A 17,323-nucleotide genomic window follows, 5' to 3' on the forward strand; every position below is an offset into this window, starting at 1 on the left:
CTATTATAAAATTAAAAAAATACGGAGTCTCAAAAAGAAACTCCGTACAAGTAGCGGGTATATGCTCATAAAAATGAGTCGTGTTTACAAGAATGATCCTGTTGTTGTTACTATTGTCCGATAACCTTTACCCCAACACCTGTAGGGTTGTTATCCTTAAACTGTTGTATCTCTTTATCGGTATGGTTCCTTGGGTCAGGAGTGGGTGCAGGTGTTTGCCCGATAGACACATTGTTATTAACCTTATACTCAGTAGGGAAACCACTGCTTTTCTCAGGGGGCTTAGGATCGGCCTTACCATACTGCCCCTGCGAGTTGTAGTTGATGTTGTTGTAGTTGGTGTTGGAAGGCTGCAGGTCCTTCATTATTATATCCTTTGTACTGTTTTGCGCATAACCCGTAGTACATACAACTATCATAACAACCCATAATGCTGATAACTTTTTCATTGCTTTTGCTTTTTGGTGAAATACAATATTAGACACTCCCCCAACATCGTCATACATGAGAATACTCATCTCCTGCACATGAAAAAACATACCCCGGCAATAATATATTAAAACACAAAAGCCTGCCCAACCAGGCAGACTCCTGCTTTATTTATTATGAACCACGCTTACATTACTATATCAGGCAACCTTTATCTCCTGTACGGCCTCCTGCGCTTCAGGGTCTTTGGGTAAGGTCACGGTCAGCACACCATCGGTATAGGTGGCAGATATCTTGTCTGTCAGCACCTTACCATTCAGCCTGAACGAGCGTTCAAAAGCTGTAGGCTGGTATTCTTCGTAGATGAATTCTTTTTTACCCTCGTCGTTCTTTGGTTGGTAGCCGATGGTCAGCACTTCTTCATCTATTGATATGTTGAACTGTTCCTTTTTCAGTCCGGCGGCATACAGCGACAGCATATATGCGTCTTCCGTCTCTTCAATGTTTACTGCTTTGTGCCCGGCCATATGCCTGCGCAGCTTATCAGCCCAGGGATGATGCCCTCCGTGAGAACGTCCGAACCCTTCTCCGAACATTCCGCCGAAACCACCTTTGCATCCACCATAATTATTGTCAAATCCTTGTTGACCATTTCTTGCTTTAAAAGCTCCTTTATTGAACATGTTGTAATTGATTTAAAAAATTGAAAAATTGTTGTTTTAGTTGATAGGTATAATAGCAGACCTTACTCTTGCTGTGGCAGGCACGAAAGGGCTGCCTTGCTGCACAGGTACAATGCCCCTATGGCGTGTGGGTATCTCTTCCTCACCATGGTAGTGTAGCCCGCCCCTGTGGCGACCTGTGTTCATGAATGTTTTTGCGGCCATTACTATCAGGCCTACGGCCAATACCATCACCAGCATCTTGAATATCATCATCAGCACGAACGATGCCAGTCCGGCCATGAGGGTGAGTATCACTACCCTCGACAGAATAAATTTTATTTTATTGTTCATTTCTCTTTAGTTTTTTGTTGTTATCGGGCCCTTTGTATTGTAGACGAACATCGACTTCTTTTACTTTAAGCTTCAACAAAGTTTTTTTTACAGGCACAAAAAAGCCGCAACATAGTTGCGGCTGTATAAAAAATGTTCGTTGTGTTTATCAATGCCTGAAACGGCGCTTCCACTCTTCGCGCAGGGCGGCACGTTCTTCATCAGTAGCATTCATCAGCTTCTCGCGCAGGTGACCGGCTGCATGCGGGCCGAAACGGTGCCCACCACCACGCGGACGAAAATTGCCAAATAATATCTTGCTCAGTATGAACAACCCGGATGCCTGCCAGAAGTTGATACGGCGCACATCCAGCAGCGAAGGCAGTATAGCATTCCACAGCAGCATGACAGCCAGCCCTGCCAGTGCTACTACCGCAGGTACTATCAGCAATAACAACCATACTTTTTTGCCGCGCCTGTGTGACATATTTCTGTTCATAGATACATATTATTTATTAAGCTCTTCATATAATGGCAACAGGTGTTTCCTCAGGTGTTTTACCGCATAGCCCTTCCTGCTGATAATGGTCTTTAAAGGCACGCCTTCCTCATCGGCTATCTGCTGCAGGGTCTTACCCTCCAGCTCATTCAGCACAAATACCTTCCGCTGGTTTTCCGGCAGCTCCTGTATGGCCTCCATAAAAACATCCCAGAAGGTATCCCTGAACAAAGATAACTCAGGATCGTTGTGTTCGTCGGCCAGCAGGATATCTTTCAGGCTCAGGTTGCCATCCTCATCTTCATATAGGTAGTCGTCCAGCAGGTCGTTGGTCTGTTTGCGGTACCTGTCGGTTATCTTATTGCGTGCCACACGGTACAGCCAGCCGCTTACACTCTGTATCTCATCGGTATCGGCCAGGTTGCTGAACTGGTACCACACATCCTGCATCACATCCTCGGCATCTTCCAGCAGCTTTACCTTGCCCCTGATGAAGCCCAGCAACTGCGCACTGTATTTCTTTACCGTTTCGGTTATGTTGAGTGACCTGTTATCGGGCATCGTAATATCCATTAAATAGTTCATTCCATCATTTGTATTATATATAATGACGAATAACTGCCCATTTTACTTTAAAGATAAGATTTTATGTTTCGGGGGGTATTGCGAGAGGCAACCTATTGTTTGAATTTCTTTTTAGGATGACGACTGGTATGAAAAACGGAGACAACCAATACACGACCCTGTTCTTCATCAATTACGTACACGATAACAAACGGAAACGGTTTACCTAAAACTGTTTCCCGAAAATCACCTATTGCAACCTTGTACTTATATGGGTTCCGGGCTACTTGTAATAACTTTTTCCTGAACAGCGATGCAAATCGCTCACCAAGGCCTTCCTGTTGTTCTTCATACCAGGTGTATGATGTTATGTATTCTTCTTCAGCTTCAGGTAGTAAGTAACAGGTAAAAGACATGAGATCATTTTCGTTTGGCGGATTTCCTTGCTTTATCTTCCACCTCGTCCAGAGATAATGGCTTACTATTGCCAGACTTATAGTTTTGATACCTTCCTTCCATTTCCGCTACAAAACTTTCATCCTCCCAACGTTCCTGCTCTGTTATCTCATTTTCAACCAAAGTATATATAGCCAGAAGTTTTTTCTCTTCAGCGGTCTCAATGAACCTTTGCAGGCGTTCCCGTATTACTGCTACTTTCATGATATTATAAAGTTACCGGATTTTTATCATTAAACGGTGCCCCTTGGGTTGGTGATAACACAAAATAAAGGGAGGATTAATCTGCTACTGTTGAAAAGAGTTTTTGAAAGAAATTCTTTTTTACTTCTTTTTTTGAGAGCACCCGTCCAGAAAGCCAGAATACTCCGCGAACTATGCCACCAACCTGAGGCTGTTTATCAGTAATATTAATATCGTACACAATATCTATCAAACCTCCGAGTGTTTCAACGTACAACCAGTAAAAAAAGGTCTTTGTATATTGATTTTGCAACCTGCTAAAATCTATAATTCTCCCGGAAAGTGACCCTTCTGCCCGAAATTCCTTTTCAGTAAACAAACCGGAAGGGATAAAAGACTGGCTCGAAAATTTTATGTCAGAAGACTGACTATTGTAGAACTCATCTTCTGTATCATACATATCTATTTGTTGTGCAAAGGCAGTGATTTGAACTTTATGGACACCTTTAATCTCTGCTATATCAACGAGTCTGTAATCAGGCATATCAAATACAAAAGGATAGGCGCCAGATTCAGGATTTGATTCATCCGTAGGAGCAGCCCAGGCATGGCAACTACCATCCAGTTCACTCTCTTCACTCTCAATTGCGTTCGTAATAAAGACAGTAAACTTGCTAAGACCTCTGAAATGTGGATTAACCCCAATTAATTGTCCACTACTATTTACCTGCATCCATAATTGAGCACCAGAAGAGTCTGAATACAAAATATACGCTCCCTCATTTACCCTATATTGAACACCTAAAGGATACACCTTATTTATCAACTCGAAAAAGCTATCCTTGTCTTGAACAGGGAATCCAATACAGGAAAAATTACTCATTTAATAAATATACACAGTTGTTACTAGTTACAGTCAAATACCTGTTAAAAATCATAAAACGTAGTTACGTGTACCTCAATACCGTATTGTCGCAGTTCTTTTACTAATGCTTTTCGTTCGCTACTTAAAAGCTTATTGTAAGTGGCAAAGCTCAAGCCATCTTTAAATTTAAATGTATAACCAGTTTTACCAATAAAAGTGCTCGGATTAATATTGACACATTTAATTTGAGCAAGAGGAAAAACATGCTTTTTACTGAATGGAATGAGGAAGGAATGAACATACAGTTGCTCGTCCTTTATATAAATAACAGATAAAATACTTGCAACAAATGAGTAAAACAACCCTCCCGCAATTAGGAGAAAAGGTATACTTCCCATTAAAGCAATAACAGCAAGAAAAAGTACAAGTTGAGCAATTGAGAATATACTTCCTTTTGATCCGTATTTCCTTGGCTTTGTCAAAGGTGGTTTGTTTATTCGCTAAAGGTATGTATTACTCTCAATTCTCCTCCCTCCCCAACACACCACAAATATTTGTCATGTTTTTAACGTCTTAGCGGCTAATATATAGTACCTTTGCGCACTAATTTAAAAATATGCCGGGATTTACCGTAGCCATAGTAGGAAGGCCCAATGTGGGAAAGTCAACTTTGTTCAACCGTTTACTGGAACAAAGAAAGGCCATTGTAGATGATGTAAGCGGCGTTACCCGCGACCGCCAGTATGGCGTGGCCGACTGGAACGGCAAGAATTTCAACCTGATAGACACGGGTGGTTTCGTTAGCCACTCTGACGATGTATTTGAGATAGAGATAAAGAAACAGGTGCACATAGCACTGGAAGAGGCCGACCTGCTGATATTCGTATGCGATACCACCACGGGCATTACCGACCAGGATGCTGAAATGGCCGACATACTGCGCCGCGGCAGCAAACCTGTACTGCTGGTAGTGAACAAGGTAGACAATGCCGAGCGTGCGCTGGATGCTACAGAGTTCTACTCCCTGGGCTTTGAACATACCTTTTTCATATCTTCTATATCGGGCAGCGGCACCGGCGAGATGCTGGACGAAGTAACCAGCCACATCACCGAGCCTGCCGAAGAGATAGAGGAGAACCCATTACCTAAGTTCATCATTATAGGCCAACCCAATGCGGGCAAGTCTACCCTGCTGAACGCGCTTACAGGGCAGGAAAGAACTATCGTATCAGACATACCCGGCACGACAAGGGATACCATACATACCCACTACAAGCAGTTCGGCAAAGAATTCATACTGATAGACACTGCCGGATTGCGCAAGAAGAAGAACGTGCACGAAGATCTTGAGTTCTACTCGGTGATACGCGCCGTGCGTGCTATGGACGATGTAGATGTGTGCATGGTGGTGATAGATGCAGAAAAAGGCATCACTTCGCAGGACGTGAGCATCTTCAGCCTGGCGGCGAGGAAAGGTAAAGGTATCGTGATACTGGTGAACAAATGGGATACCATTGAGAAGGAGACCAACACCGCCCGCGACTACGAAAAAAGGTTGCAGGAGAAGATAGCGCCGTTCACAGATGTACCGGTGATATTCATCTCGGCCAAAGACAAAACAAGAATATTCCAGGCCATGGAAAAAGCACTGGAGGTGTACGACAACAGGCAGCAGCGCATAGCTACCTCTAAGCTGAACGACATCATGCTGAAAGAGATAGAGCGCTACCCGCCTCCTATGACAAGGGGACACTCCGTAAAGATCAAGTTCGTGCAACAGATACCCACAGTGGTGCCATCGTTCGCATTTTTTGCCAACTACCCTGACGCTATCAAAACGCCATACAAGAACTTCCTGGAGAACAAGCTGCGCAGCCATTTTAATTTTAATGGCGTGCCTATCCGTATATTTTTCAGGAATAAATAATCAATATAAAATCACAGACAGGTGCAGACGAAGAAGCTAAAAAAGGATAAGGTAAATATCATTACACTGGGTTGCTCCAAGAACATGGTAGACAGCGAGGTGCTGAGCGGACAACTGGTGGCCAATGGTATTAAAGTGAAGCATGAGAACACCAGGCTGGACCACAACATAGTAGTGGTGAACACCTGTGGTTTTATAGACAAAGCGAAAGAAGAAAGCATCAATACCATACTGGAGCAGGTAGAACTGAAGAAGGAAGGACGATTAGATAAAGTATATGTAACCGGCTGCCTGAGCGAGCGCTACCGTGGCGACCTGTCGGCAGAGATACCTGAAGTAGACGCATGGTTCGGCACGATGGAGCTACCCATGATACTGAAGCAGTTTGAGGCCGACTACAAGCAGGAGCTGATAGGCGAACGCCTGCTGAGCACACCTAAACATTATGCTTACCTGAAAATATCTGAAGGGTGTAACCGCACCTGCGCCTTTTGCGCTATACCACTGATGCGCGGCGGCCACGTTTCAAAACCTATCGAAGAGATAGTGAACGAAGCGAAGAAGCTGGTGAAGATGGGCGTAAAAGAGATCATGCTCATAGCGCAGGAGCTAACCTACTACGGACTGGACATATACAAGAAACGTGCATTGTCTGACCTGCTGAAACACCTTTCGGATGTAGAGGGGCTGCACTGGATCAGGTTGCACTATGCCTACCCTACCAAGTTTCCGCTGGATGTGCTGGACGTAATGCGCGAGCGTGACAACATCTGCAACTATCTGGATATGCCGTTGCAGCACATATCAGACAATATGCTCAAGGCCATGAAGCGCCAGATAACCCGCAAAGAGATAATGGAACTCATCAACAATGTTCGCGACCGTGTGCCGGGCATTGCTATACGCAGTACGCTGATAGCCGGCTTCCCCGGAGAGACGAGAGAGGATGTTGAAGACCTGAAAGCATTCCTGGAAGAAGCAAGGCTGGACCGCGTGGGTATCTTCACTTACAGCCACGAGGAGAATACAAGCGCTTACGAACTGGAGGACAACATTTCCGCTGATGAGAAAGAAGCACGCGCGCAGGAGATAATGGAAGTGCAGCAGGAGATATCTTACGAAAAGAACCAGGATAAAGTGGGGAACACTTACAAAGTGATCGTAGACAAGAAAGAAGCAGGCCGCTACCTGGGACGTACTGAATTTGACAGCGTAGAAGTAGACAACGAGGTTATCATCAATACAGATTCCGAATTACCTATCGGAGAGTTCGTGAACGTGCGTATTGAGAAAGCGTATGATTTTGATTTGGAGGGTGTAGTTGTTTAATCCAGCCGGTACAGCTTACCGGGCAGAGCTTTTACCAGCCCCTGCATTTCCATTTGCAACAGTGTTGCTGCCAGCATTGAGTTGCTCATGTTGCATTGATACAACAGTTCATCAGCATGTACATTATCCTTGCCTGTCAGTGCATCATATACAGCCTGTTCCTCGGTGCTCAGGTTGATGAACAGTTGTTTCTGTACAGGTTTCTTTTTCGTGCTGTCTTTCCAGTTCATCAGCTCCAGCAGGTCGTCTGCACAGGTTATCATACTGGCAATATTGGTACGTATCAGTTCGTTGCAACCCGAGGATTTATTATCATATATCCTGCCGGGAAAAGCTGCTACATCGCGGTTGTAACTATCCGCTATACGGGCCGTAATTAAGGCTCCACCTTTTATATCACTTTCTACTACTACAGTAATATCACTCATACCTGCTACTATCCTGTTGCGCATAGGGAAATGTCCCCTGTCGCCGTTTGTGCCGGATGCATACTCAGTCAGCAGGCCACCCTTCTCCATCATTTCTTTGGCCAGGTTCTTATTGGCCGCCGGGTACAACTTGTCCAGCCCATGCGCCAGCACACCTATGGTGGGCAGGTTGTTTTTCAATGCCGCTTTGTGTGCAATAGTATCAATACCATGTGCCAGCCCGCTCATTATCAATATGCCACTGTCTTTCAGGTCTTCCAGCAGGTGTTCACAAGCACGTTGTCCATAATCCGTGTACTTCCTTGTGCCAATTACCGCAACCACCTTTTTGGGGTTCAACTCCGCATTGCCTGTGTAATACATCAGCAGCGGAGCATCTACACAGCTTTTCAGCCGCGGCGGATAATCGTCATCATATCGGCAGACAACCGTAATGTTGTTTTTCTCTATATATGTTAATTCCTCCTCGGCCCTTGTTAAAACAGCTGACTCCTTAAAACCTTTTGTGCGTGTCTCCCCGAGCCTGGTAAGTGTCTTCAGTTCTTTCAGCGGAGCTTTGAAAACCGCTTCTGCAGAGCCATAATGCTCTATTAGTTTGCAGGCGGTAATGGTACCTACATCCTTTACAAATGTTAAAGCTATTCTATAAAAAAGTTCGTGATCGGTTTCGGGCAGCATATTTGTAATAAACTTATAAAAAGGTTGGCATATCGCTTATCTTTGGCACTGAAAATAGAAAAAATGAACAAATATCTTTTAAGTTTCATGGTAATGACGGCGGTGATATTCAGCGCCTGTGCCCACCAAAAAAAGACGGTAAAGTCTAAAGTAATGACGGAAAGCCGCATTCAGCAGATCGCAATGGACAGAACACCTTGCTTCGGCACCTGCCCTGCCTACAGGGTAACGGTAAACAAAGACGGCAAGGTGATTTTCAAAAGCTGGGCATACACCACTTACGAAGGCACCTACGAAAAACAGTTCCCTGCCGAAAAGGTAGCGGCACTGTTCAAACAATTCAGTCAATACAGGGTAGATACCTGCTCACCAGAATACAACAGCTTGCTGCAGGACGTACCCGGTGTTAGCTACACCATCACTTATCCTGATTCTGAAAAAACAATTACCAATGCGCATTTCGGTCCGCAATTTCTGAAAACACTGTCTTTCGAAACTGACTCTTTCTCAAAAGTAGACGATAGCTGGACCAAAACCGCCGAAGCGGAAAAACGATAACTATTGCTTTTAAGGCATAATAAAAGCCCCGTCAATATCAAATTGACGGGGCTTAATATTTTTTATACCCTTTGATACTACAGGTGTAATTTTTCTTTTTTGGCCAGTAGTTCATCTACAGTCTCCTGGTACATTTCATCAGGTATGCAGCAGTCTACCGGGCAGACAGCAGCACATTGCGGCTCTTCGTGGAAACCCTGGCACTCAGTACATTTATCAGCCGTGATATAGTACACATCCACCGACTTAGGCTCGTGGCGTGCTTCAGCATCCGTAGTTGTTCCATCCATTAAAGTAAAAGCACCTTTTACCGAAGTACCGTCTGTAATAGCCCACTCTACACCACCTTCGTATATTGCATTATTAGGACATTCGGGCTCGCAGGCGCCGCAGTTGATACACTCATCTGTTATCTTGATTGCCATAGCTCTGTATTTATGTTATAAATTTGCCCGTAAAGTTACAATTTCGCCGCCACAAAAATAACAAGAATGATACCCCTGAACGAGAGAATTGACCTGTTGCAAAAATTAGGAACCTATATGTCGTCTGACGAGGAGGCCTGGCTGCAGGCAAAAGACCATGCCACTATGCGCAACTCCTGGTTCAATGAAGATACTATCAACATGGCTGTGCATGGCATTGTGCAGCAATTTCTGCAAAAAGACAAGCTGGAACAGTGGACAAGCCAATACCCACAACCACATAGGCCCAAAAAGCTGGGTATAGTTATGGCGGGAAATATTCCCCTGGTAGGTTTTCATGACTTTCTGTGTGGTTTTGTTTCCGGGCACGACCTGTTTATCAAACTTTCCTCAAAAGACGATATAATGCTCAGCCACCTGGCAGGTAAACTGGTAGAATGGCAGCCACAACTGGCACAACACATCACCTTTGCCGACAACCTGAAAGGCTGTGATGCTTATATCGCCACCGGCAGCAATAACACAGCCAGGTATTTTGAACAATATTTCAGCAAATGGCCCAACATCATCCGGAAAAACCGAACCTCGGTGGCCATACTCAGGGGTAATGAAACACCGGAAGAACTGGAAAAACTGGGAGTAGATATATTCAGCTATTACGGACTGGGCTGCCGCAACGTAACCAAGGTATATGTGCCTGAGGGATATGACTTTGCATCGTTGCTAAAAGGGCTGGAGGGATACAAAGACATCATACTGCATCATAAGTACAAAAACAACTACGACTACCAACTGGCTATCTACCTGCTCAACAAAGTGCCCTATATGACCAATGAGTTCCTGCTGATGGTAGAGAATAAAGAACCATTTTCAGCTGTAAGTGTCTTACATTACGAATACTACTCAAATGAAGCTGACCTGCTGAAAACATTACATTCAGATGACAATGTACAATGCATAGTAGATAACCAACATGTAATATACGGTTCAGCGCAGCAACCTGCCCTTGCAGATTATGCTGATGGCGTTGATACTATGATGTTTCTGAGCACTTTATAGCTTCGGATATTAAAAATTCCAAATGTGGGCAAAATTTAACAAAATGCTTTGCCGAAGTGAAAAATATTAGTAATTTGTCAGCTAATACAACCATACATATAGTTATGGTCGTATAATACTTTACGGAAACCAAACTAATTAACGGGAAAAACATGTCTTGTATCAATAACAGACATGAAGTTTACAGTATCGAAATTAATTAACATGATAGGAAAGTTATTTACCAAGCGTTTTTTGTCATTATTTGCGCTTTTACTGTTGGTAGGTAGTAGTCTCAGGGCTCAAACTGTACTGACCACTCCCAATCCGACATCAGGTGCCTATTTTATCAGCACCGGAGGCGTTCCATGGGATTGTATGATCTTCGAAGTAGAAAACACGAATATCTGCCCGATCGCATTGACAAATCTGTCTACTTTTCACTGGGGTAAAGGTGTTCCCGCCAATGGTATCCCCTCTGCAAACGACTCTTCCTACAACTTGTGGTACAGTCTTACCAGCCTGAGTGGTGCACCCAACGTTACCACCGGTGGTGGTTGGACCTTCGTTGGTAATTCAGGAGCTATCAATATCGATACCTTCAACCAGGTAACACAGATATTCGCTGGTATGAATGTTGTTATACCACCAAGTTCAAAAGCCCGTTTCGCTATACAGTACAAAAGCACGATGAGTGTAATGACCAACACGACACCTCCGTCAGTTACACAAAACGGTATCACTCTGACCAGTGGTGGAGCTTCAAATATCTATGCAGGCATTTTCCCTACTCCTTCCGTAACAGCAGCAAACGCCATTTGGGGTACGCCTCCTAACCCACCGATCGTTAGTTTCCACTGGGTAGGAAGCGCTACTTTCATACAGTTGCCTCCTGCTGCGCCTGTGGCAGATGTGTCCCTGAAACCTAAATATGCTTGTATCGGCGACGATGTAACACTAAAAGCTTCTCACCCTGCACCTAACGCAGCAGGTGTATATACATGGAGAAATGCGGGTGGAACGATCATCTCATCCAACTCTACAGGAACATTTGTAATAGATTCTATCACAGAAGCACAAGGCGGCAGGTATTATGTAACCTATTCCCTGTGCGGTGCTGAATCTGCATCTGACTCTGTAACTGTAATTGTAAGCGTACCACCGGCACCAACAGTTGACGGTAAATTCGATTACTGTCTGAATGAGCAATTTGAAGCGGTAACTGTAAATGGTACCAATCCTAAATGGTACTACATACCTTCAGGTGGTTCTCCTTTGCCAGTAGTGCCTACTATCAACACATCTTCTCCTAACGCACTTATTTACTACGTTTCTCAAACTGACATTCACGGTTGCGAAAGCCAGGAACGTACAGAGGTGCGGTTCAGGGCGGCTAAGAAACCTTTCCCGCCGATAGTGAATACTCCTGTCTACTATTGCGAAGAAGCAGTTCCTGATCAGTTGTATGCCTTTGGTGATACATTACGCTGGTACTACTTCGAACAGGGCGGCGTTCCAACGCAAATAGCGCCAACACCTAATACTTCTGTAAAAGACTCTTTCCAATATTATGTTACCCAGACAATAGATGGTTGTGAGAGTGATCGCAACAGGATAGATGTAGTGGTTACTTTCAAACCCAACGGTATAGTGTTGCTGGACAAAAAAGAGATATGTGCTAAGGAGTCAATAATTATCGGTTATTATGGTAGCGCGTTCCCTTCTTCACAATACAACTGGATATTGCCTCCTAAAGGAGCTACTATTCTGAACGGTGGTTTCGACCAGGGCCCTATTGAGATCCAACTGGATTCACCGGGCAAATTCCAGGTGAAACTGCGCGTAGGTAACACAGGTTGTATCAGTGATGAATATACTGGCGAGGTAAAAGTAAAACCGCTGCCATATGGTGTTATATCTGTAAAACAAGATGTTTGTCTTGGCCAGCCTGAACTGATAGAGGCACTGAAATATACACCGGGCCTGGATACATTTATATGGGATTTTGCCAATGCTCAAACTACACACTTTACAACAGACCAGGGTCCTTACGGTATATTCTGGGCTCAGCCGGGCGATAAGGTGGTAAAAGTGAAATTCATTCACGATGGTTGCGAGGAAACTGTAATGGATACCGTTACCGTTCACGCTAAACCAAGCGCTAAGATCATGGCTACTTACCAGTCTTACAACGACCAGTCTCACCTGTTTGGCACCGTGCCTTACAACTCCGGTGACGAACTGTGCGCCAGCGACAGCCTGAAAGTAACAGTAGAAAAAGTTGAGCCGGGTGCAACTTACAAATGGACACCAACCAGGTTCTTCGATACCTACAGCGATGAGCCTGTGACTTATGCAAGGGTTGACTTCAAAAGCAAAATATATGTAGAGGTTGAAGACATATATGGTTGCCAGAACAAAGACAGCCTGGATGTGACAACAAAATCATGCTGCGCTATGACCTTCCCTAATGCCTTCACGCCTAACAACGATGGTAAGAACGATCTGTTCCGCCCGATAACTATCGGCCGCAGGGAGATCAAAACCTTCCGCATCGTGAACAGGTACGGACAAGCTGTGTACGAGTCTAAAACAGGCGGTGGTATCGGCTGGGGATGGGATGGTAACACCAACGGCAAACCTGCTGATGTCGGTACTTACTTCTACCTGATGAGCTTTGTTTGCGACGGTGAAACGGTTGACCAGGCCGGTGAGGTGATACTGATGCGATAAAACAACGATTAAAACAATTTAATATAAAGCCTGCAAGCATTTGCGGGCTTTTTTTATGCCCGGCTATTTTCCTACCCAACTATTTAAAAAATGTATATGTCATTCAGTTAAACAAAAAGAACCATATGGCTTATACATCTACTATCCGTCATTTAGCGGCAGGGATGATCCTGGTGGTTTGTGCAGCTACCACCTCCGCACAAACCACCCAGATAAATACCGCTTACACCAATGCCCCCGGGGTAAATATCCTGGCTGCCGAACCTGGCTACCTTAGTTTTACCGTAAAGAATGCCAATACTTACGCTATAGCCATCAGGGAGGTGGGCAACCTGCATATTGCCTCTGCTACCATAGCCGGCCCCCCGGTCATCAACTACAGCCAGAACAATTGTCGATATGCATTATGGTATAACGAGAGCAGCACTGCTACAGCTCCGGTAGGTCCGGCTACAGGTTGGGTCTTTGCCGATTCATCAGCCAATATTTCTACCGTTGCCAATGGTGTGGTACAGGTTTTGACAGGTATAAAGGGCGTTGTTGTACCGCCCAATAGTACATACAGGTTCGTACTCGTATGTTCCGACTCGATAGCCGCGGTAGGTAATACTACAACTCCTGCCACACCCGGCTCCTTCACTACCAATAATGTAACATTATCTACCACAGGACTGCCGTGGGGTCTGTTTCCCAACAACAGTCAGCAGAACGGGCAGGCATTCAGTGGCAACATCGTATTTGAAAAAGGAATTCCAAAACCGGAGATCACTATTACACCTAATAAAAGCAATTACTGTTTATACGACTATGTTTCACTGACAGCAACAACAGAATCGTATATCAACAATCCGGTATTTACCTGGAAGTATAACGGTGTTACGGTAGGTACCGGGAACCCCTACAACCTGCCGGGCGGACTGACGGCTGCAACAGCAGGTAAATATACCTGTACCGTAACCGAAGGCACGCTGACATCAGAAGAGGCAGTGGTGAATGTTATGTTTACAGACCCTCCCGCTCCTACTATAGATGGTAAACTTCATTACTGCCTTAACGAACAATTTGAACAGATAACCATCAATGGCACAGATCCCAAATGGTACTATATACCAAGCGGAGGTTCACCACTACCGGTAGCGCCTACTATAAACACTTCATCACCCAACAGCCTTACTTATTATGTAACGCAAACAGTAAATGGATGCGAAAGTTCCGAAAGAACACTGGTGAACTTCACTGCCGCACGCAAGCCGGCTGTGCCTATTGTTACTACACCCGTTTATTATTGCGAGGAAGCCCCTGCTGACCAGTTATATGCCTTTGGCGATAACCTGAAATGGTATTACAGCCCCGTGAGCACTATCCATACTGAGACAGCTCCTACACCCAATACTTCAAAACTGCAAAGCCTGGAATATTTTGTTACCCAAACCGTGAACGGGTGCGAAAGCGACCGTAATAAGATAGACGTGGTGGTCACATTCAAGCCCAACGGCCTGATACTGGCCAACAAAAAAGAACTATGCGCCAACGAGGAACTTACGCTGGGCTATTACGGCAGTGCTGACCCTACATCACAATACAACTGGATATTACCAGATAAGGGAACCACCATTATGAACGGAGGCTTCGACCAGGGGCCGCTGGTCATCAGGTTGGATACACCGGGACAATTCCAGGTGAAACTGCGTGTGGGCAATACCGGCTGCCTGAGCGATGAGTATACACAGAACATATCTGTGAAACCTTTGCCTTATGCCAACATATCGGCAAAATCTGACGCATGCGTAGGCCAGGATATCCTCATTGCATCAGACAACTACACCAAAGGACTGAGATCATTTGACTGGGATTTTGACGGCGGGCTCATCACTCATGAAGCTACAGGCCAGGGTGCGCATGGCGTGTACTGGGCAACTGCCGGAACAAAGAACATTAAAGTAACAGTGGAAGATAAAGGTTGTACATCTGTTACTACCGAAACAGTTACCGTACACCCAAAACCTGATGCTACTATAACAGCTCAGAACTACAAAGAAGGCGATGTGATCTGCGCGAGTGACAGCCTGAAAGTAAGTGTCGGAGTAATAGAACCGAATGCTGCTTACAAATGGTCACCTGAAAGGTTCTTTGACAGTTACAGCAACGATGCTGTTACTTATGCAAGGGTCGACTTTGATAGCCGCATCTATGTAGAAGTAGAGGACATTTACGGCTGTACCAACAAAGACAGCATGATGGTGACCACTAAGCCTTGCTGCGAAATGTCCTTCCCTACTGCTTTTACACCCAACGGCGACTCGAGGAACGACCTGTTCCGTCCCATAACAGTAGGCAACAGGCAGGTGAAGACCTTCCGTATTGTGAACAGGTACGGACAGGCAGTGTTTGAAACAGCCAATGCACACACAGGATGGGATGGTACCATGAATGGCAAACCGGCAGACATCGGCACCTATTTCTACCTCATCAGCTTCAACTGTGGAAACGAGACCATCAACCAATCGGGAGAGGTGATATTAGTGAGATAATACCAAAACCTATCTTCTATATATTAAGCCGCTACTGTAAGAGTAGCGGCTTCACTTTTTTGCCTGATCACTTTCTTTTAAAGAACACGAAACCATTTTTGCTGCCTATCTCTTCAAGCTGTGGTAATGTGCGGTAAGCATCGGCATTCATTATTTTGCAAATAAAGTACGTAGGCTTGTCCACATCACCATACAGCAGCCATTCTTCATTATAGTGGTTGGGGTTAGCCTGCGGCATTCTTTTGGTGTAGAACAGGTGTGCGTAGCTTTTATAACCCAGCACTTTTACATATACATCTTTACCTTCCAGCGATTCAAAGAACTCAATAGCAGCCCTTTGCGAGTACGCTTCTATTTTGGGGGTAAAATGCAGTACGGTAACCTGTATAATAACGATCTGCACAGCAAACAATACAATAATACCTCTACGGATATTCTTCGACATCAATACCACCGCTGCTATTATTCCCACCAGGTAAAATATACCCCAGAGTGTTTCTGCTGCACTCCAACTCACATCGGCCTGCAGGTTAGCCACGGCAAAGGGGTCTTTGATGTATGGAATGAGCTTGTCCTTATACAGCCCAACAACCGGGAACAAGGTGATAGCCAATGCCAGCAGGCTACCTATAATGCCCAGTAAAATCTTCACCACGCTGCCCGCATTTTCCTTCCCGGACACTATGTTATGAATGTGCAAAGCGGCAATGAACGTAAGCGGGAAATAGCACATAGATGAGTAGTGCACGATCTTCGTCTTGACAATGGAGAACAATATCAGCACTACCCAAAACAACACCCACATCCAGCGCTTAAAGTCTTTTACCTGTACCTCTTCGTTGGTTGTCGACTTATGGAACAGGAAAACAGACGCCGGGAAACAGCCCAGCAACAGGATGATAAAATGATAAAAGAACGGGCCACCATGTCCGGCATCTTCGGTCTGAAACAGGCGTACCTGGTAGGTGATAAACTCATTCACCATCCACCAGCCATGGTTCAGCACTTCCAGCCCGAACCATATGCAGGTAGTAATAAATGCCATAACGGCGATAACTGGGAAATGCAACCATTTAAAACCTTTGATGCCTCTGTTGATTATAACATATACACCAAATGCAAGCAAGGCAATCAATATCGCTGCAGGTCCCTTTGTCAACACTGCCATACCAAGGAACACACCTGATAATACCGCGTGCAACCAGGGCCTGTTGCCATGTCTTATTAAATACACCTGGAAGAACGCAAGAAATATGAACAGGTTAAAAGTGGGGTCTATAATGCCCGACTTGAAATAGAAGTGTGGCAGCCATGTAGCGGCATATAAGGCTACCCACCATGTAGCCATCTTTTCATTCACCACCCGCTTGCCGGCATAGAACAGTGTAAGCAATGTCACAACCCCGATAAAGGCATTAGGGAAACGTGCGGCATATTCATTTACGCCAAACAGCTTCATAGCCAGTACCTGCATCCATATAAAAACAGGGGGTTTCTCCCAGAATGGCTGGTAATCTATCTGCACCTGAAGGTAATTGTTGGTCACCATCATCTCGCGGGCGCACTCGGCAAAATTGATCTCATCCCAATCGAACAAATGCACCTGCCCCAGGAAAGGGAAGAACAGGCATGCAGCAGCCAGTGCTATGATGATGTACCTTGTTTGCGAAGAAGCCATAGCACAA

General features: G+C 45.0%; 18 protein-coding genes. 6 read left to right on the top strand and 12 right to left on the bottom strand.

From position 1 onward, the window contains the following. Positions 1-110 precede the first annotated feature (110 nt). From H6550_12080 to H6550_12120, 9 genes are all read right to left on the bottom strand, one after another. On the bottom strand, positions 111-449 hold the full coding sequence (locus H6550_12080) for a hypothetical protein (GenBank protein ID MCB9046860.1): 339 nt from the start codon (positions 447-449) through the stop codon (positions 111-113). Positions 450-629: 180 nt separating this feature from the next. Further along, positions 630-1,112: an Hsp20/alpha crystallin family protein gene (locus tag H6550_12085; protein MCB9046861.1), complete on the bottom strand. Its 483-nt coding sequence runs from the start codon at positions 1,110-1,112 to the stop codon at positions 630-632. A gap of 36 nt (positions 1,113-1,148) precedes the next feature. Next, positions 1,149-1,445 carry a hypothetical protein gene (locus H6550_12090; GenBank protein ID MCB9046862.1) on the bottom strand — a complete coding sequence of 99 codons (297 nt, stop codon included), beginning with the start codon at positions 1,443-1,445 and terminating at the stop codon, positions 1,149-1,151. Between the two features lie 148 nt (positions 1,446-1,593). Next, positions 1,594-1,911, bottom strand: coding sequence for a hypothetical protein (locus H6550_12095; GenBank protein MCB9046863.1), 318 nt, complete (start codon positions 1,909-1,911; stop codon positions 1,594-1,596). A gap of 21 nt (positions 1,912-1,932) precedes the next feature. After that, positions 1,933-2,508: an RNA polymerase sigma factor gene (locus tag H6550_12100; GenBank protein ID MCB9046864.1), complete on the bottom strand. Its 576-nt coding sequence runs from the start codon at positions 2,506-2,508 to the stop codon at positions 1,933-1,935. Between the two features lie 92 nt (positions 2,509-2,600). Further along, positions 2,601-2,903, bottom strand: a complete 303-nt coding sequence (locus H6550_12105) for a type II toxin-antitoxin system RelE/ParE family toxin (protein ID MCB9046865.1) — start codon at positions 2,901-2,903, stop codon at positions 2,601-2,603. A gap of 4 nt (positions 2,904-2,907) precedes the next feature. Next, positions 2,908-3,147, bottom strand: coding sequence for a hypothetical protein (locus H6550_12110; protein ID MCB9046866.1), 240 nt, complete (start codon positions 3,145-3,147; stop codon positions 2,908-2,910). Between the two features lie 76 nt (positions 3,148-3,223). Next, positions 3,224-4,009: a hypothetical protein gene (locus H6550_12115; GenBank protein MCB9046867.1), complete on the bottom strand. Its 786-nt coding sequence runs from the start codon at positions 4,007-4,009 to the stop codon at positions 3,224-3,226. A gap of 44 nt (positions 4,010-4,053) precedes the next feature. After that, positions 4,054-4,473 carry a hypothetical protein gene (locus H6550_12120; GenBank protein MCB9046868.1) on the bottom strand — a complete coding sequence of 140 codons (420 nt, stop codon included), beginning with the start codon at positions 4,471-4,473 and terminating at the stop codon, positions 4,054-4,056. 134 nt (positions 4,474-4,607) lie between these two features. Between H6550_12120 and der the strand changes: the two genes are divergently transcribed. Further along, positions 4,608-5,918 carry a ribosome biogenesis GTPase Der gene (gene der / locus H6550_12125; protein MCB9046869.1) on the top strand — a complete coding sequence of 437 codons (1,311 nt, stop codon included), beginning with the start codon at positions 4,608-4,610 and terminating at the stop codon, positions 5,916-5,918. A 21-nt stretch (positions 5,919-5,939) separates the two neighbouring features. Next, positions 5,940-7,247, top strand: a complete 1,308-nt coding sequence (rimO, locus tag H6550_12130; GenBank protein MCB9046870.1) for a 30S ribosomal protein S12 methylthiotransferase RimO — start codon at positions 5,940-5,942, stop codon at positions 7,245-7,247. Here rimO and dprA read toward each other — a convergent pair. Beyond that, positions 7,244-8,353: a DNA-protecting protein DprA gene (gene dprA / locus H6550_12135; protein ID MCB9046871.1), complete on the bottom strand. Its 1,110-nt coding sequence runs from the start codon at positions 8,351-8,353 to the stop codon at positions 7,244-7,246. The two genes, rimO and dprA, sit on opposite strands and share 4 nt — an antisense overlap. Before the next feature lie 63 nt (positions 8,354-8,416). On the opposite strand from dprA, the gene H6550_12140 reads away from it, so the two are divergent. Beyond that, the gene (locus tag H6550_12140; protein ID MCB9046872.1) at positions 8,417-8,911 is read left to right on the top strand and encodes a hypothetical protein; all 495 of its coding nucleotides are present in this window, start codon (positions 8,417-8,419) and stop codon (positions 8,909-8,911) included. A 77-nt stretch (positions 8,912-8,988) separates the two neighbouring features. Here the strand turns inward: H6550_12140 and H6550_12145 are convergent, their stop codons facing one another. Then, positions 8,989-9,336, bottom strand: coding sequence for a 4Fe-4S dicluster domain-containing protein (locus tag H6550_12145; protein MCB9046873.1), 348 nt, complete (start codon positions 9,334-9,336; stop codon positions 8,989-8,991). 69 nt (positions 9,337-9,405) lie between these two features. Between H6550_12145 and H6550_12150 the strand changes: the two genes are divergently transcribed. The 3 genes from H6550_12150 (at position 9,406) to H6550_12160 (ending at position 15,638) form a co-directional block, all read left to right on the top strand. After that, positions 9,406-10,395 (top strand): acyl-CoA reductase, encoded by a 990-nt coding sequence (locus H6550_12150; GenBank protein MCB9046874.1) that lies wholly within the window; start codon positions 9,406-9,408, stop codon positions 10,393-10,395. A gap of 204 nt (positions 10,396-10,599) precedes the next feature. Beyond that, the gene (locus tag H6550_12155) at positions 10,600-13,107 is read left to right on the top strand and encodes a gliding motility-associated C-terminal domain-containing protein (protein ID MCB9046875.1); all 2,508 of its coding nucleotides are present in this window, start codon (positions 10,600-10,602) and stop codon (positions 13,105-13,107) included. Positions 13,108-13,232: 125 nt separating this feature from the next. Next, entirely contained in the window at positions 13,233-15,638 is a 2,406-nt protein-coding gene (locus H6550_12160) for a gliding motility-associated C-terminal domain-containing protein (protein ID MCB9046876.1), read from the top strand. Positions 15,639-15,705: 67 nt separating this feature from the next. On the opposite strand, the gene H6550_12165 is transcribed toward H6550_12160, so the two are convergent. Continuing rightward, a complete protein-coding gene (locus H6550_12165; protein MCB9046877.1) occupies positions 15,706-17,316 on the bottom strand; it encodes a glycosyltransferase family 39 protein in 1,611 nt (536 codons plus the stop codon). Positions 17,317-17,323 lie beyond the last annotated feature (7 nt).

The organism is Chitinophagales bacterium (assembly GCA_020636495.1).
GTDB lineage: Bacteria > Bacteroidota > Bacteroidia > Chitinophagales > Chitinophagaceae > UBA5543.